We start from the raw sequence: 20,365 nt of genomic DNA on the forward strand, positions 1-20,365 counted from the left end.
TTATTTCCTCACAAGGCTGATGACTTGGACGAGGTTGATTGTTCAGGTTCATCGGAGGCTCCAGACAATGTGGAAACAGAGGTCACCTCTGTATTAACATGACGGTCGAGCCAGTCTACGATGTCACTCATCACCTCGTCGCGGTTTGTTTCATGAAGCATCTCATGGCGACCATCAGGATAGAGGCGATACTCTATGTCCTGAAGCTCTAGGCTTCGATACATTTCCACTAGTGACAACACGCCTTTACCGAACAAACCCACTGGATCACGATCCCCGGCAAAAATATAAACTGGCAGTTTGGGATTGATATGTTTCAGCGAGGAAGGCCAGTGGATTTCTTGCAATAGCCTGAAAAAATCCAGAAAAAAGCCTGTCGTGCAAATAGCTCCACATAATGGGTCGTGCACGAACTGATCTACTTCCTCAGGATCACGGGACAGCCAGTCGAACGCTGTGCGCACCGGACGAAAGGCACGATTAAAGCCTCCAAAGACCATAGCGTTGAGCAACATACTGCGATGATCCATTCCTTGCAGTTTGGCTTGCAGTAGAGCAACTTGCTCTCCGAGTTTTAGAAGACCACGTCTTCCGTTGGTTCCCGATAAAATAAACCCATGATACGTCTGCCGATCGTCATACATAATTTTCTGGGTTAAAAAGGACCCCATGCTGTGACCCAGCAAAAAACGAGACTGTTCAGGGAATTCCTTAGCCACAATTTCGCCTAGCTCCAGCATGCCATTTGCCATTCGATTAAACGCATCAGCTCCTGGCATACCCAGCTTATCAGGATCACCAGCCGTGCGCCCGTGACCGATATGATCGTTGGCATACACACCGTAACCGCAAGCAGTAAGCTTTTCGGCCAGTCGGATGTACCGATAGGACGTCTCGCACATACCATGCGAAATTTGAACAATCCCCTTAATGGGCAAATTCTGATCGGGCAGCCAGCGGTAGGCAAAAAGCTCTGTTCCATCATTTTCAGCGATGGTGAAGGTGTATTCCCGCATAATTAGACATCACATCCTTTAAGCCTTAAGGAAGATAAGATCTAAGTACGGTCATTCCGTCATTCAGCGTGTAACCGCTCAGGTTAGCGGGCAACAGGAAGCAATCTCCAGCTTTACAGGAAAGAGACTCGGTATTATTGTTCCATGTTATGGTCCCACTGCCTTCACAAATCACGAGAATGGTGAAGCTGTCTTCCGTTGTAGAAAGTGCCCAACTTCCATCTACGATACCCTTTTCCACAACAAAATACTCACAGGCTGCCAGCTGGAGCCATTTTCCAGGCTGTAAGCCGTCCGTTTTCATCGTTGTTGCGCCTGCACCTGCGTAGGAGGTTACATTGAGGGAATCCTCGATATGCAACTCACGAGGCTTGCCATCCAGTCCGGGGCGATTATAGTCATATAAGCGATAGGTAGTATCCGAATTTTGCTGGATTTCAGCAACGACAACGCCTGCACACAGTGCATGTACGGTTCCAGCGGGGATGAAGAATGTATCGCCTGCTTCGACTGGGACCTGACGCAAACTGCCGAGGATGTCCCCACTTTCAAGAGCTGTACGCAGACTCTCGCGGGTTACACCTTCGGTCAGACCATAAATAATCTTGGCATCCGGCTTGGCATCAAGCACGTACCACATTTCAGTTTTTCCTAATTCTCCGGCTGGAAGTCCTTTGTAATCATCTGTCGGATGCACCTGAACGGATAAGTCATCATTACAATCCAGTAGTTTGATCAAAAGTGGGAATCGTCCGCCTTTTTCCGATACACCCTTGGCCCCGAGCCAATCTTGCCCGTAGGTCTCGCGAATTTCATCCAGTCCTTTGCCTGCCAGCTCACCATTGATGACCGTTGTTGTTCCGTTTGGATGATCGGCAATCATCCATCCTTCCCCGATATGTCCTTCTGGTGGGGTTAGACCAAATTGCTCTAAGGCCCGTCCTCCCCAAACTCTCTCTTTGAACTCAGGTTGAAATTGCAGCGGGTATGGCTTTAGCATAATTTCTCTCCTCCATAATGAGTAAATGAGTGTGATCTAACAGAATAGGGAAATCAATAACGTGCTGATGGGCAATAAACTGGGATGAATAGCGCCCAAACGAGCTAAAAAAATGATATATGTAAGGCGGCTAAAAAAGCCGCTCATAACCTGAGTTTAAAATCCGACATTATTTCTTCTCAACTGCCACTACGTAAGGTGAAGCGGCTCGTTGTAATTGACGATAAATAATGCTTTGACCGCTGGAGACCGGGAGAGCAGAAGCCCATTGAAGAACGGCATCTGCTTCTTCACTTCCTCCAGCATGCCCTGGATAGAGTACGGCAGTCAGAATGCCGCGTGGTCGCAGCAATTGTAAGGCAGCATCCAGTGCGACGAGCGTACTGTGCGTATGCGTGATGACCGTAGGATCGGCGCCTTCGGATGGCAAGTAGCCAAGGTTAAACATGACCGCAGCGACTTTGCCATGCAGCATGTCCGGAACGGCCTCCCGCATTTGCTCATGACCTTGTAGTAGTAGCGATACTTCTGCTAATGAAGGTGAAGCGTTTTCTTCCAGTCGACGACGGGCGCAATGCAGTGCTTCTTGCTGGATGTCAAAGCCATAGACACGGCCCCGTTTGCCAGCAGCTTTTGCCAGAAATAACGTATCTGCTCCTGTACCGACGGTAGCGTCTATAGCAGTATCGCCTGGCTGCACCCGCGTAGCCACCAATTGATGAGCGTAGCTCAGGACGGATAGGAATCCCATTTAAGGTTGCCTCCAGTATTTTCCCTGCCACGTTTCGCGTGACTTCAGTTCATGATCAATGGCATTGAGCACTTCCCATTTTTTGAGCGACCACATGGGTCCCACTAGCAAATCGCGTGGGGCATCTCCGGTTAACCGATGAACAATCATTTCGGGAGGTAAAAACTCCAGCGTATCAACAATCAGCTTCACGTATTCGTCCTTTTCCAGAAAGCGTAGCAATCCCGCTTCATACTGCTTGACCATAGGCGTTTTGCGCATGAGATGCAGCAGGTGGATTTTGATGCCCTGCACATCCATAGCCGCTACTGCACGTCCCGTATCAAGCATCATTTCATGCGTCTCTTGGGGCAGACCATAAATAATGTGGGCGCACACGCGGATATTCCGCTTGCGCAACTTTTCCACCGCCTCCAGATAGCATTGAGTATCATGAGCGCGGTTAATCAGCTCTGAGGTCGATTCATGGACGGTTTGCAGACCCATTTCGACCCACAGGTACGTGCGTTCGTTTAGCTCGGCAAGGTAATCCACTACATCGTCAGGCAGGCAATCAGGACGTGTAGCGATGGACAGACCGACAACGCCGGGCTGCTCCAGAATTACCTCAAAGTATTCTCGCAGTTCCTCAACCGGGGCATACGTATTCGTGTAGGCTTGGAAATAGCCAATATATTTGGCGTTTGGCCATTTTAGATGCTGTCGATCCCGAATCGTATTAAACTGGGTGACCAGATCATCACGACGACGCCCGGCAAAATCACCCGATCCGCGTGCGCTACAAAAGGTGCAGCCCCCTTTAGCGATGGAGCCATCGCGATTCGGACAGGTAAAACCCGCATCTAGCATGACTTTGAACACTTTATTTTGAAATTGCTCACGCATTTCGTAATTCCAAGTGTGGAACCGTTTATCTCCCCACAGGAGAGGAGCAGGCAATAAATCTGTTTTCATGGGTGTACTCCTTTTTTTACGATCACCCTATTGTAACAAAAATTAGTCTTCATTGGGAATCATTTGACCGAACAAGTCAATAAAATGTGCGGATTTCACGGCGTTGCGGATTGAAAAAGGTTACACAATATGTTATATTGTAAGCGGTACCAGACATACAATAAAAGGACTGTTTTCGATCCTGAAGATAAAAGTTATCCCGTTGCTAATGATTATTCTTCAGGGAGGCAGCTATGCTGTTTCTAACGCCTGTTTTAGGGTAAGTGCACGTCGGTTCCATCACAAATAACCCGTGAGGTGATCTTTTATGAATGCGCAGGATAAGACGCGTATGGATAAAGTTACTGTTGAGTTAACCTTTGATGAGGCGTTGGCATTGACTGGTGTCCGTTTTGGGCAGGATCGTCAGATTGGAACGACCGCACGTCAAAAAATCAGAGCGGCTTGCCAAAAGACAATTGATTTTTCACCTGCTGATGGGGTAGACTATGAACAATTAAATTAGTTGGACCCCAATCCAAATATATTGAAAAAGGAATTTCATTTCCGTATCTTCAAGCGGGGGTGAAATTCCTTTTTCCTTGATAACAGAGTATATGGAGGAGTAACATGCGTTTACGCGGAAGAAAAGGAATACGGGAAAGTCTGGAAGAACAGCAGGATCTAGTCATCTTGGAGCCGGCACAGTATAAGGGGAAATGGCAACAGCTTTTTGGTAATGATCGTCCCATTCATGTAGAGTTCGGTATGGGTAAAGGGCAATTTATAAGCCAAATGAGCTTCCGGAATCCAGAGGTTAACTATATTGGCTTTGATATGTATGATGAGCTGGTTCGCCGTGCAACAGAAAAGTCCCGTCTGGCCTGGAGTAATTCAGAGGTTGATACGCCGCCTAATATTAAATTGGCACTGGCAAACATTGAACAGATCGAGAATGTTTTTGAACCAGGAGAAATTGAACGCATTTATCTAAATTTTAGTGATCCTTGGCCTAAAGCCAAGCATGCACGTCGTCGTTTGACGCATCCGCGTTTTTTGGACAAGTACCGTCAGCTTTTGAACAGCAAAGGACAAATTCATTTTAAGACTGATTCGGAGACACTATTTGAGTTTTCTTTGAATTCGTTTGCCGATAGCGGTTTACAAATGACGAATATTTCGTTAAACCTTCATCGTGAGGGGATCAACGAGGAGCATGTCATGACGGAATATGAACAAAAGTTCATGGGCAAGGGTATGAATATTCATCGAGTCGAAGTGCTGATCGGCCAAGATGCTTTGGAAGAGTACGGAAAAACACGCCTTGAAAAGTACGGGAAATAAAAAAAAGATCAAATGGATAAAATAAGACAGGGTGCTTCCTTTTAGGAAAGCACCCTGTTCGGTTCCAGTATATCCAAAATACTCTGTGCGCTCTGAAGAGGATAATATCGCGCTACATTGTGGACGTGCTCCTGTCGTTTACGGACGATTTCTGGAAAATCGTGTAGCAGTCGGTTCATCCATTTCACGACAACATCCAGCGAAGTAATCGGTTCTCCGTAGCCTTGAGCCGTAAAGTATTGACAATTTTCCTCCTCCTGTCCAGGGAGAGGTTTGTGAAACAGCATCGGAATCCCTTTAGCCAATCCCTCGGTGCATGTCATTCCGCCGGGTTTGGTGATGAGCAGATTCGATACCTCCATTAATTTGTCGATTTCCCGTGTAAATCCGAAGATATGAATATTTGGATGATTAAACCTGGGATCTAATTGCATTTTACGACGAATTTTATCATTATGCCCCAAACAAAAAATAAATTGAATGTTCTCTCTCCACTGAGTAAGCGAACGATGTATAACTTCGTCATTCATAAGGCCCCAGCCGCCACCCATAACGAGTACGGTCGGGATGGGTTTAAGTCCAAATTGTTCTCTAATTTCATCGTGCCCAGGATGTTCCCAAAAATTTGGATGAACGGGAATACCGGTCACCTGGATTTTCGAGACGGGTACTCCGCGTGCTCGCAGCTTACGCATGACTTCAGGCGTAGATACAAAGTACCGGTCAACCTCGGGACTAATCCATGTTCCATGTGCATCGTAGTCTGTAATAACAGTACAAAGCGGAACATGTAAACCTAAGCGCTTCAAACGTGAAATTACCGCGCTTGGGATGGGATGAGTACATACCACCAAATCGGGACGAAGCTGCCGGAGAATGTTTCGGGTCTGCGTGTAGAACAGACGGTGCAAAGCGAGCGTTGTAAGACGGTTTAATGATTTTTTGTACTGATGACGGTAAACCAATCCGACTAGGCGAGGCTGCGATACGACAGTCTTCTTGTATGCTGTAATAATAAGGGGGGCCATTCTTGGATTCAAAAAACTCCCCAGCTCCAGCACTCTTGTCTGCACATTCGGAGAAAGCTTCCGCAAACTGCTTGAGAGCGCGTAGGCAGCTTGAGTATGTCCGGCACCGAAACCTTCCGATAATAATAACACTCGTTTTTTAGCCACTCTCATTTCACCTGTTCCTGCTGGGATGTTCTCAATCATACCATATCGGCTTTAAGGCCAGAATGCAACCGTTCCTATTGCTGCAGACGTTCCGATCACCGCTCCTGCAAGTACATCCGTTGGGTAGTGGAGACCTAGATAAATCCGAGAAAAACCTACAATTGTCGCTACAGGCAACAGCAGCAGTGTTAGCATCGGTGACTGTAGCATAAAAGGCACGGTAGCTGAAAAAATAGCGGTCGTGTGCCCTGAGGGAAAAGAATGGTCCGACAAGGGGTTACGGAATGTATTTGTACCTGGTAGCGCTAAATACGGGCGAATCCGTGGGTACAGCTTTTTAACGATAGCTACGGGGATGTGACTGACCCCAAGAGCGATGGCTCCCTTCATACCGGAATCTTTCCACGGGTTCGGAGCGAGCCACCAAATAAGGAGTGTGGAGGCTATAGTAAAGGTAGCCCCGCCTAAATGTGTGAGATAATAAAGCCAGAAGTTCAAAAAACGGTTGTGTAAGCGTCCGTTGATCCATTTGAACAACTGCTGCTCCAGACTTACAAGTTTTACGACTAGACGTTGCATTTGGTTTCCTCCGGTTGCCGGTTCAGGTCAGTCGGCAAATATTTTGAGTCATTTTGACATAATCAGACCATAAGTAATTATTCTCTTGCTCTCATCATATTTTTAAACGCTGTTCATTTCAAGAATCACTAAATATTCATAACTTACTTGGTTCAATTCTACACAAAAATGTTAATGGAATATAAGCTGTATTGTATAACTTTCTTTGCGTTCATCCGTCTAATAAGATAGAGTGTTTAGAAGTGGTTGCTAATTGGCCCACAAAAAGGAGGGACCAAAGAAATAAAAAGTTAGCAAATGGATGAAAATAAGACCTAAACGTCATGAATGAGAAGTCCAGCGCTGCATTCCCGGTTTAAACGGGAGTTTGTTGTGTTTTTTTGCTGCTGAGACCGGTTTAAGGGCTTTGACAAAAGATTGAAAACCAACGAAAATCGTAATGGCGTTCCTGTGTCAGCCAAAAGGAGGCTGCGCACAGCCAATGAAGAAAGCAAGGGTCGGGTCAAAAACTACAGAAAAGGCGCGAAAAGCGCCGCAACTTGCGCTACACAGATAGAAAACAAACAAACGCAAGATTTTAAGGGGTATAAAAAGGGGGTAACAAGAGATCATGTTAGACGCTATTTTTGTGACGCTCCAGGTCATACTGGCGGTGATCGCAGTCTATCAGTTTGCATTCTCCTTGTTCGGATTGGTTCGGAAGAAAAGGAAAGAGCACGCGGCTCCAGAAAAATCATTTGCCATTTTAGTCGCTGCCCACAATGAAGAACAGGTTGTCGGAGCATTGATGGAAAATTTGAAGCAACTTGATTATCCGAAGGAACTTTACGATGTGTTCGTAATCTGTGATAACTGCACAGATAAGACTGCGGACATCGTTCGCGCTCACGGCATGAATGCTTGTGAACGTACGAATCCGAATCTGCGTGGTAAAGGCTACGCTATTGAGTGGATGCTCAAGGAATTATGGGCTATGCCACGCCAATATGATGCCATCGTCATGTTTGATGCTGACAATTTGGCGCATACCAATTTCTTGAGTGAAATGAACAATGATCTGTGTACAGGTGCCCGTGTTATCCAGGGGTACATTGATACTAAGAATCCTGAGGATTCTTGGATTACAGCGGCATACGGGGTATCTTATTGGTACATCAACCGTTTGTGGCAGCTGTCACGTCACAATCTGAACATGGCTAATTTCCTCGGTGGTACAGGCATGTGCTTTGAAACAAATCTGCTTAAGGAAATGGGCTGGGGTGCGACAAGTCTCGTAGAGGATTTGGAATTCACCATGCGCTGCACGCAGTGCAACGTATATCCAAGATTTAATTACGATGCCAAGGTATATGATGAAAAGCCGTTGACGTTCAAAGCCTCCTCCAGACAGCGTCTGCGCTGGATGCAAGGTCATTTCACGGTTGCTCGTCGTTATTTCTTCCCGTTGCTGTGGCAAAGTATCAAGCATAGAAGCCTGATTAAATTCGATATGGCTCTTTATGGTCTGAACGTGTATATCGTACTGCTCACCTTCTTGATGACAGTAGCTATGTGGATAGATATCGCCTTCTTTGGTGGACCTAATATCGAGAACATCTATGTACAGTTACCAGCTTGGACCGGTGTTATAGCTATTGGTTTGAATGTTGCTACTTTTGTGCTCGCAATGATTTTGGAAAAGGTCACATTCAAAAAAGTATATCTGTACTTATTGCTGTTCCCGGTCTATGCGATATCGTGGTATCCAATTACGGTCTATGCGTTCTTCACACAAAACAACAAGCAATGGAGCCATACCCAGCATACGCGTGTCGTTCGCCTAGAAGAGGTTCAGAGCAAGCAAGGATAATTAGACGGTGGAATAGGACTAGAGATCGGTGTCATCAATTTTTATTAAAGTGTTGACACCTCGATTGCACCGTGATAAGATATTTGAGTATGTTAATTGAAAAGTATGGATTAACAAGTAGAAGGTCCGACTTCTCACCTGCCCGGTATTGCCGGCTGGTCATGATCCAATGATTTGTGAATTGAACTTTCATGATGAATTGAGTATCAGACAGGGATGTCGGCTGTGTAGTCGTCATCCCTTTTTTGTGCTTAAACACAATACAACAATAACAGGTTCTGGAGGTGGAGGGTTATTAGTAAGGAACATATGATCAATGATGAGATTCGAGTGAGAGAAGTACGTCTAGTTGGTGCGAACGGTGAACAAATCGGGATTAAACCGACGCGTGAAGCTTTGCAAATGGCGATTGACGCAAACTTGGATCTCGTGAACGTGGCGCCTCAAGCGAAGCCGCCCGTGTGTCGGATTATGGATTACGGAAAATTCCGCTATGAGCAACAGAAGAAAGAAAAGGAAGCCCGTAAAAACCAGAAGATCGTTGACATCAAAGAGGTATGGTTCCGTTCCAACATCGAGGAACATGACTACCAAACCAAGTTTCGCAATGTGGTGAAGTTCCTGAATGAAGGGGACAAGGTGAAATGCTCCGTTCGTTTCCGCGGTCGTGAAATTACTCATGCTAACGTGGGTCAAAAAATTCTCGAACGTGTGAAATTGGAAGTTGCTGATCTTTGTACCGTGGAGCGCCAACCCAAGCTCGAAGGACGCAGCATGATTATGATATTGGCTCCAAAGAGTCAATGACAAATTAAGGAGGAAGTTCAATGCCTAAAATGAAAACACATAGCAGCCTTAAAGGCCGCTTCAAAATTACCGGTACTGGTAAAGTAATGCGTTACAAAGCTTACAAAAACCACTTGCTTTCCCACAAATCCAAACGTGCAAAACGCGTTCTGGGTACTAACCCTGAGATGGCACCTGGGGACGTTAAGCGTCTGAAACAAGGTCTTGCTAACCTGAAATAGCACAGCACGGCAATGAATGAAGTATAAACATTATTTGGGAGGTCATTTGATATGGCAAGAGTAAAGGGCGGATTCGTCGTTCGTCGTCGTCATAAAAAAGTATTGAAGCTTGCTAAAGGTTATTTTGGTTCCAAACACCGCATTTTTAAAACAGCTAACGAGCAGGTAATGAAATCGCTTGTTTACGCATACCGTGACCGTCGTCAGACGAAACGTAACTTCCGCAGACTGTGGATCGTGCGTATCAACGCAGCAGCTCGTTTGAACGGTTTGTCTTACAGCAAATTGATGCACGGCCTGAAATTGGCTGGTGTGGACATTAACCGCAAAATCTTGGCTGATCTTGCAGTCAATGATATTAATGCATTCAACTCTTTGGCAACTGTTGCTAAAGGCAAAATCAACGCTTAATTATTCATAATGAAGGCGTGGAAACCACGAAAGTGGTAAAGAGGTATCCCAAGCAGTACGCTGTGTAGGGATGCCTTTTTTTGTACATACTCAATGGTACGGAAAAGACTTTGTTTTCTCCAAAATACGAATAAATATGACGTAGGATGGAAGAATGTATGTTTTTTTTAAGATTGTAGCGCTTACATTGTTGAAGTTTTAAAAAAAATTGACCCAAGGTTATTAATTGTCTAGATTTTAGCCGATCATAATTGTATAATCTCTAAAGTAAGTCTTCTGTACGATCTGTCTCGTCAGTAAATGACATGCATGAGCATGTACATGTTCAAAGAAAAGAGACAGTCCAGGGATCTAACACTAAGGGGGAACAGTATCAGCATGAAGAAAATGTTCAGTATGTCTTTGGTTATGCTGCTGGCGATCTCGGTCATTCTCGCAGGCTGCGGTAACAAAAATCAAGGTTCGTCCAACGCAAATGGTGGAGACACAGGTGGTTCTGCCAAAACATCGAATGTCCAAATCGGCATGGTTACAGATGTGGGTGGAGTAAACGACAAATCGTTTAACCAATCTGCTTGGGAGGCACTACAAGCCACTGAGAAAGAATCAGGCGTTAAAGTTAAATACCTGCAAAGTAAATCCGATCAAGATTATATTCCTAACCTGAACCAATTTGTTAAGGGTGATTTTAACCTGACTTGGGGAATCGGTTTTAATCTGGCGAATGCGATTGGACAAGTAGCGAAAGACAACCCGAGCAAGAATTTGGCGATCATTGACAGTGTCGTGGATGCGCCTAACGTAAAATCGGTTGTTTTTGCTGAAAATGAAGGTTCCTTCTTGGTGGGGGTTGTAGCTGGTAAGCTTACTAAAACAAACAAAATTGGTTTTGTGGGTGGACAAGATAGCCCGTTGATCAAACGTTTTGAAAAAGGATTCGAAGCAGGAATTAAAGCTGTAAATCCAAATGCAAAATTGGAAGTTAACTACACAGGTGCATTTGATAAGCCGGATCTGGGTAAAGCAGCGGCTGCGACGATCTATAACAGCGGTGCAGATATTATTTTCCATGCAGCTGGCGGATCTGGTACAGGTGTATTTAACGAAGCACTCGCACGTAAGCAACAAGGTCAGCAAGTATGGGTTATTGGTGTGGATAAAGACCAATCGCTTGAATTTGGTGACGACGTAACATTGACTTCGATGGTAAAACGTGTAGATGAAGCTGTAAAACGCGTATCTAAAGAAGTAATTGACGGTAAATTTAAGGGCGGTGTCGAAACACTGGCTCTGAAGGATAATGGCATTGGTTTGGCAGACACATCAACGAAAAACGTACCTAAAGACGTGCTTGATATTGTAGAACAATACAAGCAAAAAATTATTAAGGGCGAAATTACAGTTCCTTCGAAATAAGTTTTGGCTTGAAGAATATAGAGGTGGCGACAAGGCTGGTTCATAAGACTAGCCTTGTTCTTACGTCTGGAGTTATATGGATTATAACGGGCAAAATCAGCTCATTGGAGCACATACTATAAAGTGTATAAGGGTGATCTCATGGATGCAGCGACCCCCGTCGTTGAGTTAAAGCAAATTACAAAACGATTCCCCGGCATCGTTGCCAACGACTCCATCAGCATCAAGCTGCATAAGGGAGAAATTCATGCCCTTTTGGGTGAGAATGGCGCGGGTAAATCTACGCTTATGAATATTCTTTTCGGACTGTATCAGCCGGATGAAGGGACCATTGAAATCGGAGGTAAACCTGTACAGATTGATAGTCCAAATAAGGCGATTGATCTGGGGATTGGCATGGTGCATCAGCATTTTAAACTCGTACAGCCGTTTACCGTTACCGAAAATATTGTCCTGGGCTCGGAGCCACGTAAGGGTCTGAAAATCAATTATAAAAAGGCTGCCGCAGAAGTACAGCGGTTGTCTGAGCAGTACGGCCTTCAGGTGAATCCGAATGCCAAAATTGAGGATATATCTGTGGGTATGCAGCAACGTGTAGAAATTATTAAAACGCTTTATCGCGGTGCAGATATTCTGATTTTCGATGAGCCTACAGCTGTACTGACACCACAGGAGATCACTGAGTTGCTGGATATTATGAAACGTTTGGTGGCTGAAGGCAAATCAATTATTCTTATTACTCATAAACTTAAAGAAATCATGCAAATTGCAGATACCGTTACGATCATTCGCCGAGGTCAGGTTATTGATACGGTCAAGACGTCTGAAACAACACCAAATGAGCTGGCTGAGAAAATGGTGGGCCGTCGTGTGTCCTTTAAAGTGGACAAGCAGCTTGCGCAACCAGGACAAACGGTATTGGAAATGAACAATGTAATTTCTAAAAACAAGGATGGTATTCATGTTCTAAATGAGTTGAACCTGCAGGTCAAGGCGGGCGAGATTTTGGGGATTGCCGGAGTAGATGGTAATGGACAGAGTGAGCTGATCGAAGCTTTGACAGGCTTACGCAAGGTGGATGGCGGGAGCATTCGTTTGCTCGGACAAGAGGTGGCCAATCAGTCACCACGCAAAATTTCAGAGGCAGGCGTTTCACATATACCAGAGGACCGTCATAAGCATGGGTTGGTGCTGGATTTTTCTATGAGTGAAAATATGGTGCTGGAGACGTATTACCAGGCGCCTTACAGTAAAAATGGCTTCTTGAACAAAGATGCTATAGAGAAACAGGCTAAAAGTCTCATCGAAAAGTTTGATGTTAGAACACCGGATATTCACACGAAGGCAAGAGCATTATCTGGTGGGAACCAGCAGAAGGCTATCATTGCACGTGAAATTGATAAAAATCCGGACCTTCTCATTGCAGCACAGCCTACACGCGGTCTGGATGTTGGAGCTATTGAATTTGTCCAGAAACAACTGATTGCGCAGAGGGACCAAGGTAAAGCTGTGTTGCTCATATCTTTTGAACTGGACGAGATTATGAATGTATCCGACCGAATTGCTGTCATCTATGAGGGCAAGATTGTCGGGGAAGTGCTGCCAGAAGAAACGAATGACCAGGAACTGGGACTGATGATGGCAGGAAGTGCAGTGAAGAAAGGAGTAGAGAATGGCTAATCTATTGAAAATATTCACAAAAGACTCCTTTGTACTGGCGCTGGTCTCTATTATTTTGGGTCTCCTTCTGGGTGCTATCGTGATGCTGATTGGCGGGTATGACCCTATTGTGGCCTATTCTGCTTTGTTTAGCCGTGTATACGGAGATTCTTATAACTTTGGAGAGGCTATCCGCGAGATGACTCCGCTGATTTTGACGGGGTTGGCATTTGCTTTTGCGGCCCGCGCCGGATTGTTTAACATCGGCGGCGAAGGTCAGTTTCTGGTAGGTATGACAGCTGCTTCGATTGTGGGCATTAAACTCCATGGGTTGCCAGCTATCATTCATGCACCTTTGGCTGTGATTGCAGGTGCAGTTTTCGGAGGTCTGTGGGCTGCGATTGCTGGCTATTTGAAGGCCAAACGAGGCGTGAATGAAGTTATTACATGTATTATGATGAACTGGATCGGCCTGTATTTGGCTAATTTGGTGATCAATCAGTTCGCACTTATGGAAGGTGAGAATCGTTCTGTGGATATTCAGCCTTCTGCTTCAATTTCCATCGAATGGCTGTCCCAGATGATGGGGAATGCTCGGGTACATTGGGGTACGGTTATTGCTGTGCTGGCAGCAGTCTTTTTCTACATTTTCATGTGGAAAACAAAGCAGGGCTATGAGCTGCGGGCTGTCGGATTTAATCAGGATGCATCCCGTTATGCAGGTATGAATGTAAATCGTAATATTATAAAAGCGATGTTCATTAGTGGAGTTTTTGCCGGATTGGCAGGCGCCTTTGAAGTGCTGGGAGTATTCCATTATCAATCTGTCATGGCAGGATCACCGGGAACGGGTTTTGACGGTATCGCTGTAGCTCTGATTGGGATGAATAACCCATTTGGTGTGCTGCTTGGTTCTGTTTTGTTCGGAACGCTTACGTATGGTTCTGCGGGGATGAGCTTTAGCGCAGATGTACCGCCCGAAATTATCCGGGTTGTCATTGGCTCGATTATTTTCTTCATTGCGGCCCAAGGTATTGTACGTTGGGTTGTGAGGCCGCTCTACTCCAAGCGGAAGAAAGAGAAGGTGTTGTAAAATGAGTTGGTTAACACTTGGTGAATTAATCCATACAACGCTCGTTTTTGCGACGGCGATTATTTTTGCGTCTCTCGGCGGAGTTTTTTCAGAAAAATCCGGTGTGACGAACCTTGGGTTGGAAGGACTTATGGTATTTGGAGCGTTCGCAGCGGGTGTTGGCGGATTTTATGCCGAGCAAGCTGGATTAGGAGGCACCTCTGCGGCTTGGGTAGGTGTGTTGTCAGCTGCGGTGTTCGGTATTCTGGTTTCGCTAATTCATGCTGTAGCCTCTATTACTTTTAAAGCTGATCAGGTAATAAGTGGTATAGTTATTAACTTTCTGGCAGCGGGCAGTACACTGTATATGGTCAAGCTTTTATTTGAGGGTGATGGTGACACCGGTCGGATTCAGGGTTTCAACGAAATATCCATCCCTTACCTTGTGGATATCCCGATTGCAGGAAAAGCCTTTTTCCAAGCCTACCCAACAACATATTTAGCCATTCTATTAGTTATTATTGGCTATTTTACTTTGTATAAAACACCGTTTGGCTTGCGTTTGCGTTCCGTTGGGGAGCATCCAGGAGCGGCCGATACCGTGGGAATTAAAGTAAATCGTCTTCGTTATATTGGTGTGATGATTAGTGGGGCGTTGGCTGGGATTGGTGGAGCTACAATCACTCTGACTACAACCAACATGTTCTCACACAATACAGTTTCGGGGCAGGGATATATTGCTATTGCCGCTATGATTTTCGGTAAATGGAATCCGCTCGGTGCTTTTGGCGCAGCAGTGTTTTTTGGTTTTTCACAAGCCATTCGCAACTATGTGCAGCTGTTCGCATGGTCACAAAGTATTCCCCAGGAAATTATTTTTATGTTGCCGTATCTCCTGACGATTATTGTACTGGTAGCGGCTGTCGGACGTTCACGCGCTCCGGCCGCTTTGGGTCAACTTTATGATCCAAGCAAGCGTTAAACTTACAAACAACTGATGCTGTATGTTTTGCAAAATGTACATGGGTGTATAAAAAATCTGGTATCTGCATATGCAGGTATCAGATTTTTTTTATATTGTGCAGGCATTTAAACATACGCTACTGGCATGAATGGAATAGACTGTGCTATGCAGATTGGACGGGACGCTCGGCCCCTGTCAGCTCCGGTCTATTTTGTGGTGGTGATGAGCTATCAAGGAGCCGTTCAATCTGTCCATCCGTTGAGAAGAAGGAGGAAATACGATGAAACAGGCAGTAACCAGAAAGCAGGTGGAGAAGCTTGTCGGCAAAGTCATCTTTGCTACTCGCAAGGATGGTTCCCAGGTCAGCGGCAAGCTGATTCGCATTTCGGGTAACCGACTGGTTCTTCAACCAAACCGCAAGAAAAAAGTGAACACGAAGGCAATTATTCCTCTGGTGCTGTTTGACTTGCTTGCCATCGGCACAGCTCCATACATTGGTGCCTATGGTGGGGGATATGGTGGCTACGGTCCGGGCTATGGAGGACCAGGATATGGTCCGCAACCAGGCCCGTATACAGACGGGGGATACCCCGGGGTAGGATATCCGTATTACCCTAATTTATTTTAGTCATACAAAATCCTGAACCCGAAAAAGATACTTTTTACAGTAACTTTTCGAGTTCGTGGCATCGGCTCAAAGCTACGTATCGCAGCATTTGATATTGATGACGCAGATAAAAGTGGATCCCCCTGATATTGTCTTCATCCACCATCACTTTAGCCCGCTTGCAGCGACGCAGTCGTCCGTAGTGTTCGGCATGCTCAAGCAGTTTTTTTCCGTATCGCATACCTTGATGAGCCGAAGAGATTGCGATCAAATCAATGTATAATAGTTCGCCATGCAGCATAACATGAATGAAGCCAACAACCTGTGCATTATCCGGTCTGCAAGCTACAAAAGTGATGCCCCGGTTTAAGCGCCGGGGTAATTCTTTGCGTATTTGTTCCATTTCCTGGGCACTTAAATGTGATAGGGGGACAAGCTCTTGCTCGATTAGACGAAAGATGATGTTGTCATCTTGAGAGCTGCGTTTTCGAATCATAAACGGGCCTCCTTTTCTACCCTTTTAACAAGATAAGACGTGGCTTTGGAGGAGTGTACTGTCTCACCGTGTGGTCTTTTTTATAATATGCGGGTACCTCTTACAAGCGTGCGACTCGGAGGTGCTTCAGAAAAGAAACATAAATTTTTATGAAATATGGGTATTGACTATCCCAGATGGGAGACATATAATGTGTCTAAACATTTGAAAGAATGACATGAACTCAACGGCAATGAAGAGGACGAAGTGATTAGGGCTCTTTTGTTCAGAGAGTGAGGCATTAGCTGCAAGCTTCACCAAAATCCCTTTTTAACGAGCTCACCTTGGAGCTGTTTTCCTGAAAAGTATTTGGGCCCGATGACATTAACGGTGCGCTGAATCACCTATTAGGGAAAATCGTACGGTCTACGTTACAGACGCCAGATATGGAGATCCTTTGTGATTTCTGTACCTGCCAAGGTTCGATATTGCGAAATATCGGGCAAACACGGGTGGTACCACGGAAGCTACAGCCTTTCGTCCCTCAGTAACAGCAAGTCTGTTCTAGGGATGAAAGGTTTTTTTGTTTTTACAAATGTCAGATGTATGTAAATTTTGTAAAGGAGGATGACCAATGAGTGCACAAATTCCTGAAGTTAGGTCAACCAATGAATTACGTGAAAAGTGGATGAAGCCTGAAGTGATTACAGGTTCGGAAATTTTACTCCGTAGCCTGTTGCTGGAGGGAGTAGATTGTGTCTTCGGATATCCTGGTGGTGCAGTGTTATATATCTATGATGCCATGTATGGCTTTAAGGATTTCAAGCATGTCCTCACTCGTCACGAACAAGGAGCTATTCATGCGGCAGATGGTTATGCACGGGCGAGCGGTAAAGTGGGCGTCTGTATTGCGACTTCCGGACCTGGAGCGACAAACCTGGTAACTGGTATTGCGACGGCTTTTATGGATTCGGTGCCGTTGGTGGTCATCACGGGTAACGTTGTATCTTCCCTGATCGGTACGGATGCTTTCCAGGAAGCCGATATTACGGGAATTACAATGCCGATTACGAAACATAGCTATCTGGTAAGAGATGTAGAGGATCTACCGCGAATCATCCATGAGGCATTTCATATTGCCAACACAGGGCGCAAGGGACCGGTACTGATTGATATTCCGAAGGATATTTCTGCAGCCCAGACGTTGTTTGTCCCACAAACGGAACCTGTGACCATGCGGGGTTATAACCCGAAAGTGTTGCCCAACAAAATTCAACTAGACAAGCTAACTCAAGCTATTTCCGAAGCAGAACGTCCATTCATTCTGGCAGGTGGAGGAGTTGTATACTCCGGTGGACATGAAGCACTTTACGAGTTTGTTCGTAAAACGGAAATTCCTATCACGACAACATTGCTCGGATTGGGTGGTTTCCCAAGTGGACATGAACTGTGGACGGGGATGCCGGGGATGCATGGAACATACACCTCCAATCAGGCGATTCAACAGTCTGATCTGTTGATCTGTATCGGAGCCCGCTTCGATGATCGGGTAACAGGCAAGTTGGATGGGTTTGCTCCTCAAGCTAAAATCGTCCACATTGATATCGACCCTGCTGAAATCGGAAAAAATGTTGCAGCGGATATTCCTATCGTGGGTGACGTGAAGGCAGTGCTGGAATTGCTGAATCAGGATGTGAAACGTGCGGACCTGGCAGATGCATGGAGAGCGCAAATTCAGCATTGGAAGAATGAGAAACCTTATTCTTATAAGGATTCTGAAACGGTGCTTAAACCACAATGGGTTGTTGAGTTGTTGGATGAAACGACCAAGGGTGGTGCAATCGTAACGACAGACGTGGGACAGCATCAAATGTGGGCAGCGCAGTATTACAAATTCAATCAGCCACGCTCATGGGTCACCTCTGGTGGACTCGGTACGATGGGATTTGGTTTCCCTTCTGCAATCGGTGCTCAAATGGCCAATCCCGACAGATTGGTAATATCGATTAACGGGGACGGCGGTATGCAGATGTGTTCGCAGGAATTAGCCATCTGTGCAATCAATAACATTCCGGTTAAAATCGTAATTATCAACAACCAGGTGCTTGGAATGGTTCGCCAATGGCAGGAATTGATCTATAACAATCGGTATAGTCACATTGACCTGGCGGGAAGTCCGGATTTTGTGAAACTTGCCGAAGCATACGGTGTCAAAGGGCTGCGTGCTACGAATAAGGAAGAGGCACGTCGGGCTTGGCAGGAGGCGCTTGATACACCCGGACCGGTCGTTGTCGAGTTTGTAGTCAGCAAGGAAGAGAACGTATATCCAATGGTGACGCAAGGTTCGACAATTGATCAAATGCTGATGGGGGACGAGTAAAATGACAACAAAAAATACCATTGCTGTACTGGTAAATGATCAACCCGGCGTTTTGCAACGTGTGTCCGGCCTGTTCGGTCGCCGCGGCTTTAACATTGAGAGCATAACTGTGGGACAATCGGAAGAAGTTGGATTATCCCGTATGGTCATTGTGACTGTAGGGGATGAGAACAACCTAGAGCAGATTGAAAAGCAGCTTTACAAGCTGGTTGATGTGATCAAGGTCATCGATCTCAGTTCCAAACCAATGGTAGCCCGGGAATTGGCGATGATAAAGGTAAAGGCAGAACCGCCTCAACGGCCAGAGATTATGGGCGTGGTAGAAACATTCAGAGCAGCTGTAATTGATGTTGGAACGACGAGTTTGATTGTACAGGTCATTGGCGATACAGAAAAAATTGATGCCATGATCGAGTTGTTGAAGCCTTACGGTATTCGGGAGTTGACTCGAACCGGGGTTACAGCTATGATACGTGGCAATGCTTAATATGGAGCTTTAACGAATTACCGCTTATAGCGCATTACATCAATAAAGAACCGCCCGCATAAGAGCGGGGACTCGAAGAGATTTTTAGATGCTAATCACGAGGGAAAGTCTCTTGGAGTACCCGCTCATTATGAAGGGTCCAATTAAAAGGAGGAAATTAACCATGGCAGTTACAACGTACTACGAAAAAGATGCAGAACTCAGCGTATTGAAAGGAAAGACAGTGGCCGTTATCGGTTACGGTAGCCAAGGGCATGCTCAAGCACAAAACTTGCGTGACAGTGGTGTGAATGTTGTTATTGGTTTGCGTGAAGGCAAATCGGCTGATGTCGCAAGAAACGACGGTTTTGAAGTTCTGAACGTAGCTGATGCAACAAGCCGTGCAGATGTGGTTCAAATTTTGTTACCTGATGAAACTCAAGCTTCTGTGTACAAAAATGAAATTGAACCTAACCTGAAAAAAGGCGCAGCTCTTTTGTTCTCCCATGGTTTTAACGTTCATTTTGGACAAATCGTAGCTCCTAAAGATAGCGATGTATTGCTGGTTGCTCCAAAATCCCCAGGACATATGGTACGTCGTACTTATGTAGAAGGGTTTGGAGTACCGGGGCTGATCGCAATTGAGCAGGACGCAACGGGTCAGGCCAAAGAAATCGGACTTGCTTACGCAAAAGGCATTGGCTGTACACGTGCGGGCGTAATTGAAACCTCCTTCCGTGAAGAAACGGAGACGGATCTGTTCGGTGAGCAGGCGGTATTGTGTGGCGGCGTGAGCGCACTTGTAAAAGCGGGCTTTGAAACATTGACTGAAGCAGGTTATGCTCCTGAGATGGCATACTTTGAATGTTTGCATGAGCTTAAGCTGATCGTTGACTTGATGTATGAAGGTGGATTGGCAACGATGCGTGATTCCATCAGTAATACAGCGGAATATGGCGATTATGTAACTGGACCACGTGTGGTAACGGAAGATACGAAGAAAGCCATGAAGGATGTGTTGACTGACATTCAACAAGGTAAATTTGCTCGTGACTTCATCCTTGAAAATCAATCTGGACGTGCATTCCTGACGGCTACTCGTCGTAATGAAGCTAACCATCCGATTGAAGTGGTGGGCGGACAATTGCGTGAAATGATGCATTGGATCAAAAAGTAATAATCTTTTGTACTATGAATTCGACTACATGCATTATTTATAAATATTAATTACAATGCGGCC

General features: G+C 45.5%; 21 protein-coding genes. 14 read left to right on the plus strand and 7 right to left on the minus strand.

Features of this window, described 5'->3' with window-relative positions; all coding sequences use genetic code 11:
- Positions 1-8: 8 nt before the first annotated feature.
- The 4 genes from MLD56_RS07450 to MLD56_RS07465 form a co-directional block, all read right to left on the minus strand.
- Positions 9-1,016: an alpha/beta fold hydrolase gene (locus tag MLD56_RS07450; RefSeq protein WP_029516463.1), complete on the minus strand. Its 1,008-nt coding sequence runs from the start codon at positions 1,014-1,016 to the stop codon at positions 9-11.
- A 25-nt stretch (positions 1,017-1,041) separates the two neighbouring features.
- Positions 1,042-2,016 carry a type I phosphomannose isomerase catalytic subunit gene (locus MLD56_RS07455; RefSeq protein ID WP_029516464.1) on the minus strand — a complete coding sequence of 325 codons (975 nt, stop codon included), beginning with the start codon at positions 2,014-2,016 and terminating at the stop codon, positions 1,042-1,044.
- 169 nt (positions 2,017-2,185) lie between these two features.
- A complete protein-coding gene (locus MLD56_RS07460) occupies positions 2,186-2,767 on the minus strand; it encodes a tRNA 5-(aminomethyl)-2-thiouridylate-methyltransferase MnmM (protein WP_029516465.1) in 582 nt (193 codons plus the stop codon).
- The gene (locus tag MLD56_RS07465; protein WP_029516466.1) at positions 2,768-3,721 is read right to left on the minus strand and encodes a tRNA modification radical SAM protein MnmL/YtqA; all 954 of its coding nucleotides are present in this window, start codon (positions 3,719-3,721) and stop codon (positions 2,768-2,770) included.
- Positions 3,722-4,028: 307 nt separating this feature from the next.
- Between MLD56_RS07465 and MLD56_RS07470 the strand changes: the two genes are divergently transcribed.
- Entirely contained in the window at positions 4,029-4,226 is a 198-nt protein-coding gene (locus tag MLD56_RS07470) for a hypothetical protein (RefSeq protein WP_013309373.1), read from the plus strand.
- Positions 4,227-4,330: 104 nt separating this feature from the next.
- Positions 4,331-5,044: a tRNA (guanosine(46)-N7)-methyltransferase TrmB gene (gene trmB, locus MLD56_RS07475; RefSeq protein ID WP_029516467.1), complete on the plus strand. Its 714-nt coding sequence runs from the start codon at positions 4,331-4,333 to the stop codon at positions 5,042-5,044.
- Positions 5,045-5,085: 41 nt separating this feature from the next.
- Here trmB and MLD56_RS07480 read toward each other — a convergent pair whose 3' ends face one another.
- Complete coding sequence (locus tag MLD56_RS07480; RefSeq protein ID WP_029516468.1) at positions 5,086-6,219, minus strand: MGDG synthase family glycosyltransferase; 1,134 nt, start codon at positions 6,217-6,219, stop codon at positions 5,086-5,088.
- Positions 6,220-6,270: 51 nt separating this feature from the next.
- Positions 6,271-6,798: a phosphatase PAP2 family protein gene (locus tag MLD56_RS07485; RefSeq protein ID WP_029516469.1), complete on the minus strand. Its 528-nt coding sequence runs from the start codon at positions 6,796-6,798 to the stop codon at positions 6,271-6,273.
- Between the two features lie 610 nt (positions 6,799-7,408).
- Here MLD56_RS07485 and MLD56_RS07490 point away from each other — a divergent pair.
- From MLD56_RS07490 to MLD56_RS07530, 9 genes are all read left to right on the plus strand, one after another.
- Positions 7,409-8,647, plus strand: a complete 1,239-nt coding sequence (locus MLD56_RS07490; RefSeq protein ID WP_029516470.1) for a glycosyltransferase family 2 protein — start codon at positions 7,409-7,411, stop codon at positions 8,645-8,647.
- A 309-nt stretch (positions 8,648-8,956) separates the two neighbouring features.
- Positions 8,957-9,454, plus strand: a complete 498-nt coding sequence (infC, locus tag MLD56_RS07495) for a translation initiation factor IF-3 (protein WP_010349250.1) — start codon at positions 8,957-8,959, stop codon at positions 9,452-9,454.
- 20 nt (positions 9,455-9,474) lie between these two features.
- The gene (rpmI, locus tag MLD56_RS07500; RefSeq protein WP_013309379.1) at positions 9,475-9,675 is read left to right on the plus strand and encodes a 50S ribosomal protein L35; all 201 of its coding nucleotides are present in this window, start codon (positions 9,475-9,477) and stop codon (positions 9,673-9,675) included.
- 51 nt (positions 9,676-9,726) lie between these two features.
- Positions 9,727-10,086 (plus strand): 50S ribosomal protein L20, encoded by a 360-nt coding sequence (gene rplT / locus MLD56_RS07505; RefSeq protein WP_007429517.1) that lies wholly within the window; start codon positions 9,727-9,729, stop codon positions 10,084-10,086.
- A gap of 378 nt (positions 10,087-10,464) precedes the next feature.
- Positions 10,465-11,502 carry a BMP family lipoprotein gene (locus MLD56_RS07510; protein ID WP_029516471.1) on the plus strand — a complete coding sequence of 346 codons (1,038 nt, stop codon included), beginning with the start codon at positions 10,465-10,467 and terminating at the stop codon, positions 11,500-11,502.
- A 141-nt stretch (positions 11,503-11,643) separates the two neighbouring features.
- Positions 11,644-13,182, plus strand: coding sequence for an ABC transporter ATP-binding protein (locus MLD56_RS07515; RefSeq protein WP_029516472.1), 1,539 nt, complete (start codon positions 11,644-11,646; stop codon positions 13,180-13,182).
- Positions 13,175-14,254, plus strand: coding sequence for an ABC transporter permease (locus MLD56_RS07520; RefSeq protein WP_029516473.1), 1,080 nt, complete (start codon positions 13,175-13,177; stop codon positions 14,252-14,254). The genes MLD56_RS07515 and MLD56_RS07520 overlap by 8 nt, the downstream gene beginning before the upstream one ends.
- A 1-nt stretch (position 14,255) precedes the next feature.
- A complete protein-coding gene (locus MLD56_RS07525) occupies positions 14,256-15,215 on the plus strand; it encodes an ABC transporter permease (RefSeq protein WP_010349245.1) in 960 nt (319 codons plus the stop codon).
- Positions 15,216-15,477: 262 nt separating this feature from the next.
- A complete protein-coding gene (locus MLD56_RS07530; RefSeq protein ID WP_023987757.1) occupies positions 15,478-15,825 on the plus strand; it encodes a hypothetical protein in 348 nt (115 codons plus the stop codon).
- A 34-nt stretch (positions 15,826-15,859) separates the two neighbouring features.
- Here the strand turns inward: MLD56_RS07530 and MLD56_RS07535 are convergent, their stop codons facing one another.
- A complete protein-coding gene (locus MLD56_RS07535; protein WP_029516474.1) occupies positions 15,860-16,300 on the minus strand; it encodes a GNAT family N-acetyltransferase in 441 nt (146 codons plus the stop codon).
- A 613-nt stretch (positions 16,301-16,913) separates the two neighbouring features.
- Here MLD56_RS07535 and ilvB point away from each other — a divergent pair.
- From ilvB to ilvC, 3 genes are all read left to right on the plus strand, one after another.
- Positions 16,914-18,659 (plus strand): biosynthetic-type acetolactate synthase large subunit, encoded by a 1,746-nt coding sequence (ilvB, locus tag MLD56_RS07540; RefSeq protein ID WP_029516475.1) that lies wholly within the window; start codon positions 16,914-16,916, stop codon positions 18,657-18,659.
- Position 18,660: 1 nt separating this feature from the next.
- A complete protein-coding gene (gene ilvN, locus MLD56_RS07545) occupies positions 18,661-19,146 on the plus strand; it encodes an acetolactate synthase small subunit (RefSeq protein WP_023987760.1) in 486 nt (161 codons plus the stop codon).
- Between the two features lie 163 nt (positions 19,147-19,309).
- Complete coding sequence (gene ilvC / locus MLD56_RS07550; RefSeq protein WP_013309387.1) at positions 19,310-20,302, plus strand: ketol-acid reductoisomerase; 993 nt, start codon at positions 19,310-19,312, stop codon at positions 20,300-20,302.
- Positions 20,303-20,365 lie beyond the last annotated feature (63 nt).

Origin of the sequence: Paenibacillus peoriae (genome assembly GCF_022531965.1) — a bacterium.
Lineage (GTDB): Bacteria > Bacillota > Bacilli > Paenibacillales > Paenibacillaceae > Paenibacillus > Paenibacillus polymyxa_D.